Raw genomic sequence first — 12,202 nt, 5'->3', positions numbered from 1 at the left:
ATTATTTATTGCGAGCAGAGGAAAATTCGGCTACTGCTGTAAAGAGGACATCTGTTGAAGAGTTGAGGGCTGTTTCGCAAGAGTCTTGGATAACACCGATGACGAAACCTACACCTACAACCTGCATAGCGATATCATTGGTAATCCCAAAGAGACTGCAAGCAACCGGGATAAGTAGGAGAGAACCTCCAGCAATTCCTGAAGCACCGCAGGCAGAGATGGCTGCAACGATACTTAGTACAAAGGCTGTTGCAAAATCAACTGAGATTCCAAGGGTATTGACAGCTGCTAGGGTTAAGATGTTGATGGTAACAGCAGCACCAGCCATATTGATAGTTGAACCAAGTGGGATAGAGACAGAATAGGTATCTGGATTAAGCCCTAGATCCTCACAGAGTTTCATATTAACAGGGATATTAGCAGCTGAGCTTCGAGTGAAAAAGGCTGTGACTCCACTGATACGCAAACATTTCCAAACAAGTGGATAAGGATTTTTCTTGATAAAGAGAAAAGCAATCAGAGGATTGATCACTAGGGCAACGAAAACCATAGTGGCAATCAAAAGTCCGAGTAAGATTCCGTAATTTGCTAAACTCGCAATACCTTGGCCAGAGATGGTTTCGAAGACTAACCCGAGGATACCAAATGGCGCAAGGTTAATGATCCATTCGACGATTTTTGAAGTCACACTGGCCATTGTTTTGAGTAGCTCCTTGCTATTTTTGCTAGCTTCACGCATGGCAACTCCAAAGACGATAGCCCAAGATAAAATTCCGATATAGTTAGCTTCGATGATGGCGTTGACAGGATTGTCCACTATTTTCAGTAGGAGATTACTGAGGACTTGTCCGATGCCGTCTGGAGGAGTAACTTCTGTACTAGCACTACTCAAGACCATCTGAACAGGGAAGAGAAAGCTAGCCAAAACTGCTACAAGAGCCGCAGCAAAAGTCCCCAGCAAATAGAGGAAAATGACTTTTTTCATATTGCTATCTTGGCCTTTCTGGTGTTGGGAAAGGGCATTAGCGACTAAAGCAAAAACCAGGATAGGAGCGATGGCCTTTAGTCCTCCTACAAATAAATCTCCCAATAAACCGATGCCAGTAAGATTAGGAACGAGTAGACCTAGAATAGCTCCCAAGGTCATTCCAATCCCAATCCGTTTGATAAGATTTGTTTTGTTCCAAGCACGAATGATTCTTTTCATAGAGGTCTCCTTTTTTGTGTATTGTTTATGATTATAGTATAAATATGCTTGAAAAGCAAGTGAGTTATAAGTTTTGTTGGAATAAATGAATATTTATGAAAAGGATAGCGAGGGAGGATTTATGGTATAATGAATAGAAAAGGAGTTTTATATGCAAGAATTTTTTCAACGTTATCTGGATAAATTAGATGTAACAACTGTTTTAGAAAATCTCTTGACCAAGGTGATTTCTCTTCTACTTCTTATCCTTCTATTTTATATAGCTAAAAAGTTCCTCCATGTTGCTGTACGAAAGATTGTTAAACCTTCACTTAAGTTTTCAAATCGAGATGCAGGTAGACAGAAGACCATTTCTCGTTTGCTTGAGAATATTTTTAACTACACGCTTTATTTCTTCTTGATTTATTGTATTTTATCTATTCTAGGTTTGCCTGTCTCTAGCTTGCTTGCTGGGGCTGGGATTGCTGGGGTGGCTATCGGTATGGGAGCACAAGGTTTCCTTTCGGATGTCATCAATGGTTTCTTTATTCTCTTTGAACGTCAGTTGGATGTGGGAGATGAGGTCGTTTTGACAAATGGTCCCATTACTGTATCGGGGAAAGTAGTTAGTGTTGGAATTCGAACTACTCAACTAAGAGGCGAAGACCAAGCTCTCCATTTTGTTCCTAACCGTAATATCACTGTGGTTAGCAATTTTTCAAGAGAAGAGTAGAACTGAAATTTCCCTTGATTTATGGTATAATGGAGGGAGTTTGACAGAGGAGAAATGATGGTTTTAGATAAACAATTAGGAAATGGTTGTACCTGGATAAATCTTGATATCGAAAAAATTAAAAATCTTGAAGATTTATCAGAAATCTATGGATTGGATAAAGAAACTATCGAATATGCTCTGGATAGAAATGAACGAGCCCACATGGACTATAACCGTGAAAATGGGACTGTGACCTTTATCTATAATGTTCTTGACTTAGAAAGGGACAAGGAATACTATGAAGCCATTCCTATGACCTTTATCGTTGAACAACAACGAATGATTACGATCAGTAACCATAAGAATGCTTATGTCATTGATCAAATGTTATCTTATCTGAATAGCCATGAGTCCCTTTCTATTTACAAATTTCTCTTTGCCGGTTTAGAGATTATTAGTAACGCTTATTATCCTGTTATTGAAGAAATGGATAAAAGTAAGGACGAAATTAGTGCCTTGCTACGTCAAACCACAACAAAGAAAAATCTTTTCGCCCTCTCTGACTTGGAGACTGGTATGGTTTACTTGACAGCTGCAGCAAAACAAAATCGACTTCTATTGGAACATATCCAAGGTCATGCTCTTTATCGGAGATTTAACGAAGTTGAACGAGAGCAGTTTGATGATGCGATGATTGAAGCCCATCAGTTGGTGTCTATGACAGATTTGATTTCTCAAGTCTTGCAACAACTCTCCGCTTCTTACAACAACATCCTTAACAATAACCTGAATGACAGTTTGACAATTTTGACCATTATTTCAGTATTACTAGCAGTCCTTGCGGTTATTACAGGTTTCTTCGGAATGAATGTTCCTCTACCATTTACAGAAGAGCCAAATGCTTGGATTTATATCTTAATGGCTAGCTTGATTTTATGGGCAGCCTTATCTCAATGGCTGAAAAAAATTACTAGGAAATAAAAGAGAAGGAGCCAGAATGGCGATTGAACATTACATGCCAGATTTTGCTGTGGAAGCAGTTTATGATTTGACAGTAGAAAGCCTGCAAAAACAGGGAATAAAAGCTGTTTTGGTAGATTTAGATAACACTCTCATTGCTTGGAATAACCCTGACGGGACTCCAGAGATGAAACGATGGTTGCACGACCTTCGTGATGCAGGGATTCGCATTATCGTAGTCTCAAACAATTCTAAGAAACGTGTTCAACGAGCAGTTGAAAAATTTGGAATTGATTATGTTTACTGGGCTTTGAAGCCTTTCACTTTCGGGATTAATCGAGCGATGAAAGAGTTCCACTATGAGAAAAGCGAAGTGGTCATGGTTGGGGATCAGCTCATGACAGATATTCGAGCTGCCCACCGAGCAGGGATTCGTTCGATTTTGGTCAAACCCTTGGTCCAGCATGATTCTATCAAAACGCAAATCAACCGAGCTCGTGAGCGCCGTGTTATGAAGCAAATCACTGAGAAGTACGGACCTCTTACTTATAAAAAAGGAATTTAACTATGGAAGAAATTCTCTGTATTGGTTGTGGAGCAACCATTCAGACGGAAGATAAGACTGGTTTGGGTTTTACACCTCAGTCAGCATTGGAAAAAGGTTTGGAAACTGGAGAAGTTTATTGCCAGCGTTGTTTCCGTCTCCGTCACTATAATGAAATTACAGATGTGCAGTTGACAGATGATGATTTCCTCAAACTCTTGCACGAGGTAGGAGACAGTGATGCCTTGGTGGTCAATGTCATTGATATTTTTGACTTCAATGGCTCTGTTATCCCAGGTTTGCCACGCTTTGTGTCAGGTAATGATGTGCTTTTGGTTGGAAATAAAAAAGACATCCTACCTAAGTCAGTGAAACAAGGTAAGATTAGCCAGTGGCTGATGGAGCGTGCCCATGAAGAAGGACTTCGTCCAGTCGATGTCGTCTTGACTTCTGCCCAAAATAAGCATGCTATCAGAGAAGTAATCGATAAGATTGAGCACTACCGTAAGGGACGTGATGTTTACGTAGTTGGTGTGACCAATGTCGGGAAATCAACCCTTATCAATGCTATCATCCAGGAGATCACAGGTGACCAGAACGTCATCACAACTTCACGCTTCCCAGGAACAACCTTGGATAAGATTGAAATTCCACTCGATGATGGTTCTTATATCTATGATACGCCGGGGATTATTCACCGTCACCAGATGGCTCACTACTTGACGGCTAAAAATCTCAAGTATGTCAGCCCTAAAAAGGAAATCAAACCAAAAACCTATCAGCTAAACCCTGAACAAACCCTATTTTTAGGTGGATTGGGACGCTTTGACTTTATTGCAGGAGAAAAGCAAGGTTTTACAGCCTTCTTTGACAATGAACTCAAACTTCATCGTACCAAGCTAGAGGGAGCTAGTGCCTTTTACGACAAGCACCTTGGAACCCTTCTTACACCACCAAATAGCAAGGAAAAAGAAGATTTTCCAAAACTAGTCCAGCATGTATTTACCATTAAGGACAAGACTGACCTAGTCATCTCAGGCCTAGGCTGGATCCGTGTAACAGGCACCGCCAAAGTCGCAGTCTGGGCACCAGAAGGCGTCGCCGTCGTCACACGAAAAGCAATTATTTAAAATAAAATCACCGAGCGAACAAAGTGAGCTCATAAAAAGATAGTTATTGCCGTGGTGTGATTGCCAATCTTTAGATTGGCAAGGGGCACAATTGAGACCTAGGCTCAATTGTGAGGTCAGGAAATCCATTTTTCAAAGATGAAATCATTGAAAAATTAGTTCCGACCGTCCCTCACCACCTAAAATAACTATCAAAAAAGGAAGAAAGAATATGTCATTAACATCAAAACAACGTGCCTTCCTCAACAGCCAGGCACACACCCTCAAACCCATCATCCAAATCGGGAAAAATGGTCTCAACGACCAAATCAAAACCAGCGTTCGCCAAGCACTTGACGCGCGTGAATTGATCAAGGTTACTCTCTTGCAAAACACAGATGAAAATATCCACGAAGTAGCTGAAATCTTGGAAGAAGAAATCGGTGTGTATACAGTTCAAAAAATCGGACGCATCTTGATTTTGTATAAACAATCAAGCAAAAAAGAAAATCGCAAGATTTCTAAAAAAGTTAAAGAAATCTAAGAACGATACTCCCAAAAGCTGTTTTTACAGAAGACTAAAGGAGATTAACCTATGGCAATTGAATTATTAACTCCCTTTACAAAAGTGGAGTTAGAGCCAGAAATCAAGGATAAAAAACGCAAACAAGTCGGTATCTTGGGTGGAAATTTTAATCCCGTTCATAATGCCCATCTGATTGTTGCAGATCAAGTGCGCCAACAGTTGGGATTGGATCAGGTTCTGCTCATGCCCGAATACCAACCACCTCACGTAGATAAAAAGGAAACCATCCCTGAGCACCATCGCCTCAAGATGCTTGAATTAGCTATCGATGGAATCGAAGGTTTAGCTATTGAGACAATTGAGCTGGAGCGCAAGGGTATTTCTTACACCTACGACACTATGAAACTTCTAACAGAGAAGAATCCAGACACAGATTACTATTTCATTATCGGTGCCGATATGGTAGACTATTTGCCTAAGTGGTATAGAATTGATGAGTTGGTGGAACTAGTTCAGTTTGTGGGAGTTCAACGACCACGTTACAAAGCAGGGACTTCTTATCCAGTCATCTGGGTGGATGTGCCCCTCATGGATATTTCATCTAGTATGGTGCGTGACTTTATCGCTCAAGGACGAACACCCAACTTTCTCTTGCCTAAGCCAGTGCTAGACTATATCGAGAAAGAAGGACTTTACTGATGGCATACCAAGACTATATCAACTGTTCCCGTGAGGAATTATTGGAAAAAATGGCAGAGCTTCTACCCGAGAAGCGGTTGACCCATTGTTTGGGTGTGGAGCGCGCAGCCATTGAACTTGCAGAACGATTCGGAGTGGATGCCGAGAAAGCAGGTCTAGCAGGTCTTCTTCATGACTATGCTAAAAAGCTATCAGATCAAGAGTTTCTAGACTTGATTGATCGATATCAACTTGACTCTGACCTTAAAAACTGGGGCAATAATGTTTGGCATGGTATGGTCGGTATTTACAAAATTCAGGAAGATTTGAACTTGCAAGACTCTGAAATTCTGCGTGCAATAGAAATCCATACAGTTGGAGCGAGTCAGATGACGGATCTTGACAAAGTTATCTATGTTGCAGACTACATCGAGCACAATCGTGCCTTTCCAGGAGTAGATGAGGCGCGTGAAATTGCTGAACTATCGCTCAATAAGGCGGTGGCCTACGAGACAGCCCACACAGTGGAGCATTTAGCTCACCAGGGATTCCCCATCTATCCCCAAACCCTTGAAACCTATAACGCCTATGTGCACTATTTGAAAGAGGACTAAATGAAGACGGCTTTTATAATCATTGATGTTCAGAATATTTTAGTGGAAACTGGGTTTCAGACAAAAAGTCTATTGGAAAAAATTTCTTATTTACAAAACCAGGCTAGAAGCAAGAATATCGAAATTATCTATGTTCAACATATTGAGAACTCTGCAGCTCAAACATCAGAAGATTGGCAGTTATCTGAGCTTTTAAGTCGAAAACCTAATGAAAAGGTCTTTCAGAAGAAGTATAACAGCATTTTCAAAGAAACTGGTTTAAAAGAATACTTGGATAAACAGGGAATTGAAAAATTAGTTTTATGTGGTATGCAGACAGAATATTGTGTGGATACCTCTGTCAAGGTTGCCTTTGAATATGGCTATCAGCTTATTATTCCAGAAGGAACTTGTACAACGTTTGATGGCGATGACATTCCAGCAGAAACGATAAATGAATTTTATGAGGGCATTTGGGAGGAGCGCTTTGCAGATGTCCTAGATTACAAACATATTTTCTAGAAAGAGGACTAAATGAACGAAAAAGAATTACTAGAACTAGTCGTGAAAGCGGCTGATGAGAAACGTGCCGAGGATATCCTCGCACTTGACGTACAAGAATTGACCAGTGTGACAGACTACTTTGTTATCACTAGCTCAATGAATAGCCGTCAGTTGGATGCTATCGCTGACAATATTCGTGAAAAAGTAGCGGAAGCAGGCTTTAAAGGCAGCCATGTCGAAGGTGATGCAGCTGGAGGTTGGGTCTTGCTAGACCTCGGCAGTGTCGTTGTGCATATCTTTTCAGAAGAAATGCGTGTCCACTATAATCTAGAAAAACTTTGGCATGAGGCTAATTCTGTAGATCTCTCAGAAACTTTATAGTCTTTTCCTTTATCTTTTATTACGGCGTTAACTCATTTTGCCTAACTCTAGTTATGCCTGCAATTCGTTGCCTAGTACTAAAAGCAAACGAAAAGACTATAGCGTTACAATTGAACTCAGTTGCAGTCAACTGGGTTTTATTTGCTTATTTTAGAAAAATTGATTGAAAGGTAAAGGGCGAGTGGTGTTTGCCATGGACGCTCTTGGTATCATGATTATGGCGACTTATGAAATTTTTGCGGCTGTTTACGATGCAGTTATGGATGATAGTTTATACGACAAATGGACGGACTTTTCGCTACGCCATTTGCCTAAAACCAAGGACAGAAAGAAACTCTTGGAATTGGCTTGTGGGACAGGCATCCAGTCCGTTCGCTTTTCGCAAGCTGGTTTTGATGTGACTGGACTTGATTTGAGTGCGGATATGTTGAAGATTGCTGAAAAGAGAGCGGCTTCAGCCAAGCAAAAGATTGATTTTATTGAAGGCAATATGCTGGATTTATCTAAGGCTGGTAAATACGATTTTGTCACTTGTTATTCGGACTCTATCTGCTACATGCAAGATGAAGTGGAGGTTGGAGACGTCTTTAAGGAAGTGTACAATGCCCTCAATGAAGATGGCGTCTTTATCTTTGATGTGCATTCGACTTACCAGACAGATGAGGTCTTCCCAGGTTATTCTTATCATGAAAATGCGGAAGACTTCGCTATGCTTTGGGATACCTATGAGGACGAAGCTCCTCACTCAATCGTGCATGAACTGACCTTCTTTGTCAAGGAAGCAGACGGTTCCTTTAGTCGTCATGATGAAGTCCATGAAGAGCGTACTTATGAAGTCTTAACCTATGATATTCTGCTGGAGCAGGCTGGCTTTAAATCCTTTAAACTCTTTGCGGACTTTGAGGATAAGGATCCAACAGAAACCAGTACCCGTTGGTTTTTTGTGGCGCAGAAGTAGGAGATTACCATGACTATCACAGGTATTATCGCGGAGTTCAATCCCTTTCATAATGGACACAAATACCTGCTGGAACAGGCGGAGGGATTGAAAATTGTGGCCATGTCTGGGAATTTCATGCAGCGGGGCGAGCCGGCTATTGTTGATAAGTGGACACGGGCTCAGATGGCGCTGGAACATGGCGCGGATTTGGTAGTGGAATTGCCCTTTTTAGTCAGTGTCCAAGCGGCGGATTTTTTTGGCCAAGGTGCAGTGGCTATCTTGGCTCGTTTGGGAATTGATACCTTAGCCTTTGGGACAGAGGAAGTTCTGGATTATCAGAAAATTGCTGACCTATACTCAGAACGTGGTCAAGAGATGGAGAAATTTGTGGATAATTTACCTGATTCTCTTTCTTATCCCCAGAAAACCCAAGCTATGTGGAAGGAATTTGCAGGTCTTAATTTTTCTGGTGATACGCCCAATCATGTCCTTGCTCTAGCATATGCTAAGGCGGTAGTGGGGCGAAAGATCAAGCTTCATCCAATTCAACGTCAGGGAGCGGGTTACCATTCTGTGGACAAGGATGTGGACTTTGCCTCGGCGACAGCTCTTCGTCAGCACCAAAATGACCAAGATTTCATAGAACGCTTTATGCCTTCTGTTGCCCTTTTTGAAAATGCTAGCAAGGTAAACTGGGAAGATTATTATCCTTTGCTTCGCTATCAAATCTTGTCAAATCCTGACCTAACTAGCATTTATCAGGTCAATCAAGAAATGGCGGTGCGCATCAAGGATGCTATAAAGACAGTTCAGTCTATTGAAGAATTAGTCGACGCAGTTGCTACCAAACGCTACACCAAGGCGCGTGTGCGACGCCTCTTGACCTATATCTTGGTACAAGCCAGAGAAAGTGACCTTCCAGAAGGTATTCATGTCCTTGGTTTTACCGAAAAAGGCAGACAACACCTCAAGTCTCTGAAAGACCAGGTCCATCTAGTTAGTCGAATCGGCAAAGAGCCCTGGGATGCTATGACTCAAAAGGCAGACCAAATTTATCAACTGGGACACCCAAGTATCGCAGAACAAAATTTTGGTCGAGTGCCAATTAAAATCGAATCAAACTGAGTCTACTGAAAGGTAGGCTTTTTAACTTATTTTTTTCTAAAAAAATCTTTAAAAATTTACTTAGGGAGAATAGCCTATTTTATTAGGGAAAATAAGGATTTTTAGACTTGAAATGTCCAAAACAACCTCAATTTAAGGTTTGTTAAAAATGATTTTTTATGGTAGAATGTATAAGAATGCATATCATTCGGATAAACAAATAAATTGAGGTAAAAACATGGAAATTATGGCGATTGTTATAGTTGTTTTTGCCGTCATCATTGGTTTAGTCATTGGATATGTCAGCATCTCAGTCAAGATGAAATCATCACAAGAGGCTGCAGAGCTGATGCTTTTAAATGCTGAACAAGAAGCAACTAATTTACGAGGACAAGCTGAGCGCGAAGCGGATTTATTACTCAATGAAGCTAAGAGCGAAAGCAAGTCTCTTAAAAAAGAAGCACTATTGGAGGCCAAAGAAGAAGCCAGAAAATACCGTGAAGAAGTGGACGCTGAATTTAAATCAGAACGTCAAGAACTCAAGCAAATCGAAAGTCGTTTGACCGAACGTGCTAGCAGTCTTGATCGTAAAGATGACAATTTGACGAACAAAGAAAAAACACTTGAACAAAAAGAACAAAGTATTTCTGATAGAGCAAAAAACCTTGATGTACGTGAAGAGCAACTAGAAGAAATTGAGAAACAAAAGCAAGCTGAACTAGAGCGTATTGGAACTCTGACTCAGTCGGAAGCAAAAGACATTATCTTGGCCCAGACAGAGGAAAACTTGACTAAGGAAATTGCTAGTCGCATTCGTGAGGCTGAGCAAGAAGTTAAGGAACGTTCCGACAAATTGGCTAAGGACATCTTGTCTCAAGCCATGCAGAGAATTGCTGGTGAGTATGTGGCTGAGTCTACCAACTCTACGGTTCATCTGCCTGATGATACTATGAAAGGTCGTATCATTGGTCGTGAAGGACGTAATATTCGTACCTTTGAAAGTTTGACAGGGGTTGATGTTATCATTGACGACACTCCAGAAGTGGTAACCTTGTCAGGTTTTGACCCTATCCGTCGCGAGATTGCCCGTATGACGATGGAAACCTTGCTTAAGGATGGACGTATCCACCCAGCTCGTATCGAAGAGTTGGTTGAGAAAAATCGTCAAGAGATTGATAACAAGATTCGTGAATATGGTGAAGCCGCAGCCTATGAAATTGGTGCACCGAACCTTCACCCAGACTTGATGAAGATCATGGGTCGCTTGCAGTTCCGTACTTCATACGGACAAAATGTCTTGCGTCATTCGATTGAAGTTGCTAAGTTGGCTGGTATTATGGCCAGCGAACTTGGTGAAAATGCTACCCTTGCTCGTCGTGCGGGATTCCTTCACGATATTGGTAAAGCCATTGACCGTGAAGTAGAAGGTAGCCACGTTGAGATTGGTACCGAGTTAGCTCGCAAGTACAAAGAGCATCCAGTTGTAATCAACACCATTGCAAGTCACCACGGAGATGTAGAACCTGAAAGTGTGATCGCAGTTATCGTTGCTGCAGCGGATGCCTTAAGCGCAGCCCGTCCAGGAGCTCGTAGTGAGTCACTCGAAAGCTACATTAAACGTCTCCATGACCTTGAAGAAATTGCGAATAGCTTTGAAGGAGTTCAAAATAGCTTTGCCCTTCAAGCTGGTCGCGAAATCCGCATTATGGTAAATCCAGGTCAAATCAAGGATGACAAGGTCACAATCTTATCTCATAAAGTTCGTGAGAAAATCGAAAACAATCTCGATTACCCAGGAAATATCAAGGTAACCGTGATTCGTGAACTTCGTGCAGTTGATTATGCAAAATAAATAAGAAAGAGCAGTTGAAAAATTACTGCTTTTTTGTTACACTAGATAGAAAGATTGTAGCGAGCAGAAATGGCTTTAGATATATAATCTTACAGAAATTTTCAAGTCATTTCACAAACTATCCAAAGGAGATATAATGGCAGACCGAGGCTTACTAATCGTTTTTTCAGGTCCTTCAGGAGTTGGAAAAGGAACGGTTAGACGAGAAATTTTTGAGAGTTCTGAAAATCAATTTCAATATTCTGTATCTATGACAACGCGGGCACAACGTCCAGGTGAAGTAGATGGTGTTGATTATTTCTTCCGTACACGGGAAGAATTTGAAGAATTGATCCGTCAAGGGCAAATGTTAGAGTATGCAGAGTATGTGGGTAACTACTATGGAACTCCTCTGACTTATGTAAATGAAACGCTTGATAAGGGAATCGATGTCTTTCTTGAAATTGAAGTGCAGGGAGCTCTTCAGGTCAAGAAAAAAGTTCCAGATGCTGTCTTTATCTTTTTGACACCACCAGATTTGGAAGAATTGCAAGACCGTCTCGTAGGCCGTGGTACAGATAGTGCAGAAGTGATTGCTCAGCGTATCGAAAAAGCCAAGGAAGAAATTGCTTTGATGCGTGAGTATGACTATGCCATTGTCAATGACCATGTTCCTCTTGCCGCAGAACGTGTAAAACGTGTGATTGAAGCAGAACATTTCCGTGTGGACCGTGTGATTGGTCACTATCAGGATATGCTACCAAAGTCTCCGACTATTCGATAAAATTTAGAAAACAGGTACAAACAAATGATGCTTAAACCCTCTATCGATACCTTGCTTGATAAGGTACCATCAAAATATTCACTCGTAATCTTGGAAGCAAAACGTGCTCACGAATTAGAAGCTGGAGCACCTCCAACTCAAGAATTTAAATCTGTAAAATCTACACTTCGTGCCTTGGAAGAGATTGAATCTGGGAATGTAACCATCCACCCAGATCCAGAAGGAAAACGCGAAGCTGTTCGCCGTCGTATCGAAGAAGAAAGACGATTGAAAGAAGAAGAAGAAAAGAAAATCAAAGAGCAAATCGCGAAAGAAAAAGAAGAAGGTGAAAAAATTTAAGGTTGGGG

Annotated in this window: 15 protein-coding genes; 14 read left to right on the top strand and 1 reads right to left on the bottom strand. The window is 41.1% G+C overall.

All coding sequences use genetic code 11. From position 1 onward, the window contains the following. Position 1: 1 nt before the first annotated feature. Positions 2-1,207, bottom strand: a complete 1,206-nt coding sequence (gene sstT / locus HMPREF1116_RS05600) for a serine/threonine transporter SstT (RefSeq protein WP_000821317.1) — start codon at positions 1,205-1,207, stop codon at positions 2-4. Between the two features lie 151 nt (positions 1,208-1,358). Here sstT and HMPREF1116_RS05595 point away from each other — a divergent pair, with 151 nt between their 5' ends. The 14 genes from HMPREF1116_RS05595 to rpoZ all read left to right on the top strand — a co-directional run bounded on the left by HMPREF1116_RS05595 (position 1,359) and on the right by rpoZ (position 12,194). Then, positions 1,359-1,919, top strand: a complete 561-nt coding sequence (locus tag HMPREF1116_RS05595) for a mechanosensitive ion channel family protein (RefSeq protein WP_001154839.1) — start codon at positions 1,359-1,361, stop codon at positions 1,917-1,919. Between the two features lie 57 nt (positions 1,920-1,976). Beyond that, positions 1,977-2,882 (top strand): magnesium transporter CorA family protein, encoded by a 906-nt coding sequence (locus HMPREF1116_RS05590; RefSeq protein ID WP_000242138.1) that lies wholly within the window; start codon positions 1,977-1,979, stop codon positions 2,880-2,882. A gap of 16 nt (positions 2,883-2,898) precedes the next feature. Further along, positions 2,899-3,426 carry a YqeG family HAD IIIA-type phosphatase gene (locus tag HMPREF1116_RS05585; protein WP_000963483.1) on the top strand — a complete coding sequence of 176 codons (528 nt, stop codon included), beginning with the start codon at positions 2,899-2,901 and terminating at the stop codon, positions 3,424-3,426. Between the two features lie 2 nt (positions 3,427-3,428). Continuing rightward, the gene (gene yqeH, locus HMPREF1116_RS05580; protein ID WP_000391170.1) at positions 3,429-4,535 is read left to right on the top strand and encodes a ribosome biogenesis GTPase YqeH; all 1,107 of its coding nucleotides are present in this window, start codon (positions 3,429-3,431) and stop codon (positions 4,533-4,535) included. Positions 4,536-4,746: 211 nt separating this feature from the next. Beyond that, positions 4,747-5,058 (top strand): ribosome assembly RNA-binding protein YhbY, encoded by a 312-nt coding sequence (gene yhbY, locus HMPREF1116_RS05575; protein WP_000060172.1) that lies wholly within the window; start codon positions 4,747-4,749, stop codon positions 5,056-5,058. Between the two features lie 51 nt (positions 5,059-5,109). After that, positions 5,110-5,739 carry a nicotinate-nucleotide adenylyltransferase gene (locus HMPREF1116_RS05570; protein WP_000963691.1) on the top strand — a complete coding sequence of 210 codons (630 nt, stop codon included), beginning with the start codon at positions 5,110-5,112 and terminating at the stop codon, positions 5,737-5,739. Further along, positions 5,739-6,332, top strand: coding sequence for a bis(5'-nucleosyl)-tetraphosphatase (symmetrical) YqeK (yqeK, locus tag HMPREF1116_RS05565; protein ID WP_000331238.1), 594 nt, complete (start codon positions 5,739-5,741; stop codon positions 6,330-6,332). The genes HMPREF1116_RS05570 and yqeK overlap by 1 nt, the downstream gene beginning before the upstream one ends. Further along, on the top strand, positions 6,333-6,833 hold the full coding sequence (locus HMPREF1116_RS05560) for a cysteine hydrolase family protein (protein ID WP_000844693.1): 501 nt from the start codon (positions 6,333-6,335) through the stop codon (positions 6,831-6,833). It begins immediately after the preceding gene. Positions 6,834-6,845: 12 nt separating this feature from the next. Next, positions 6,846-7,196, top strand: coding sequence for a ribosome silencing factor (gene rsfS, locus HMPREF1116_RS05555; RefSeq protein WP_001003028.1), 351 nt, complete (start codon positions 6,846-6,848; stop codon positions 7,194-7,196). A 217-nt stretch (positions 7,197-7,413) separates the two neighbouring features. Then, positions 7,414-8,154 carry a class I SAM-dependent DNA methyltransferase gene (locus HMPREF1116_RS05550; protein ID WP_025171257.1) on the top strand — a complete coding sequence of 247 codons (741 nt, stop codon included), beginning with the start codon at positions 7,414-7,416 and terminating at the stop codon, positions 8,152-8,154. A 9-nt stretch (positions 8,155-8,163) separates the two neighbouring features. Next, positions 8,164-9,261 (top strand): nucleotidyltransferase, encoded by a 1,098-nt coding sequence (locus tag HMPREF1116_RS05545; RefSeq protein ID WP_000156369.1) that lies wholly within the window; start codon positions 8,164-8,166, stop codon positions 9,259-9,261. A 217-nt stretch (positions 9,262-9,478) separates the two neighbouring features. Then, positions 9,479-11,092, top strand: a complete 1,614-nt coding sequence (locus tag HMPREF1116_RS05540; protein ID WP_000404896.1) for a ribonuclease Y — start codon at positions 9,479-9,481, stop codon at positions 11,090-11,092. Positions 11,093-11,228: 136 nt separating this feature from the next. Continuing rightward, entirely contained in the window at positions 11,229-11,855 is a 627-nt protein-coding gene (gene gmk / locus HMPREF1116_RS05535) for a guanylate kinase (RefSeq protein ID WP_000775049.1), read from the top strand. Positions 11,856-11,879: 24 nt separating this feature from the next. Next, on the top strand, positions 11,880-12,194 hold the full coding sequence (gene rpoZ / locus HMPREF1116_RS05530) for a DNA-directed RNA polymerase subunit omega (RefSeq protein ID WP_007554975.1): 315 nt from the start codon (positions 11,880-11,882) through the stop codon (positions 12,192-12,194). The last annotated feature ends 8 nt before the right edge of the window (positions 12,195-12,202 follow it).

Source organism: Streptococcus sp. SK140, assembly GCF_000259525.1.
Classification (GTDB): Bacteria; Bacillota; Bacilli; order Lactobacillales; family Streptococcaceae; genus Streptococcus.
The sequence above is the reverse complement of the archived record's forward strand: the minus strand, read 5'-3'. Positions and strand labels throughout refer to the sequence as shown.

Coding starts and splice junctions, on each gene's coding strand:
- sstT (WP_000821317.1), bottom strand. CDS start 1,207: ATGAAAAGAATCATTCGTGCTTGGAACAAAACAAATCTTATCAAACGG.
- HMPREF1116_RS05595 (WP_001154839.1), top strand. CDS start 1,359: ATGCAAGAATTTTTTCAACGTTATCTGGATAAATTAGATGTAACAACT.
- HMPREF1116_RS05590 (WP_000242138.1), top strand. CDS start 1,977: ATGGTTTTAGATAAACAATTAGGAAATGGTTGTACCTGGATAAATCTT.
- HMPREF1116_RS05585 (WP_000963483.1), top strand. CDS start 2,899: ATGGCGATTGAACATTACATGCCAGATTTTGCTGTGGAAGCAGTTTAT.
- yqeH (WP_000391170.1), top strand. CDS start 3,429: ATGGAAGAAATTCTCTGTATTGGTTGTGGAGCAACCATTCAGACGGAA.
- yhbY (WP_000060172.1), top strand. CDS start 4,747: ATGTCATTAACATCAAAACAACGTGCCTTCCTCAACAGCCAGGCACAC.
- HMPREF1116_RS05570 (WP_000963691.1), top strand. CDS start 5,110: ATGGCAATTGAATTATTAACTCCCTTTACAAAAGTGGAGTTAGAGCCA.
- yqeK (WP_000331238.1), top strand. CDS start 5,739: ATGGCATACCAAGACTATATCAACTGTTCCCGTGAGGAATTATTGGAA.
- HMPREF1116_RS05560 (WP_000844693.1), top strand. CDS start 6,333: ATGAAGACGGCTTTTATAATCATTGATGTTCAGAATATTTTAGTGGAA.
- rsfS (WP_001003028.1), top strand. CDS start 6,846: ATGAACGAAAAAGAATTACTAGAACTAGTCGTGAAAGCGGCTGATGAG.
- HMPREF1116_RS05550 (WP_025171257.1), top strand. CDS start 7,414: ATGGCGACTTATGAAATTTTTGCGGCTGTTTACGATGCAGTTATGGAT.
- HMPREF1116_RS05545 (WP_000156369.1), top strand. CDS start 8,164: ATGACTATCACAGGTATTATCGCGGAGTTCAATCCCTTTCATAATGGA.
- HMPREF1116_RS05540 (WP_000404896.1), top strand. CDS start 9,479: ATGGAAATTATGGCGATTGTTATAGTTGTTTTTGCCGTCATCATTGGT.
- gmk (WP_000775049.1), top strand. CDS start 11,229: ATGGCAGACCGAGGCTTACTAATCGTTTTTTCAGGTCCTTCAGGAGTT.
- rpoZ (WP_007554975.1), top strand. CDS start 11,880: ATGATGCTTAAACCCTCTATCGATACCTTGCTTGATAAGGTACCATCA.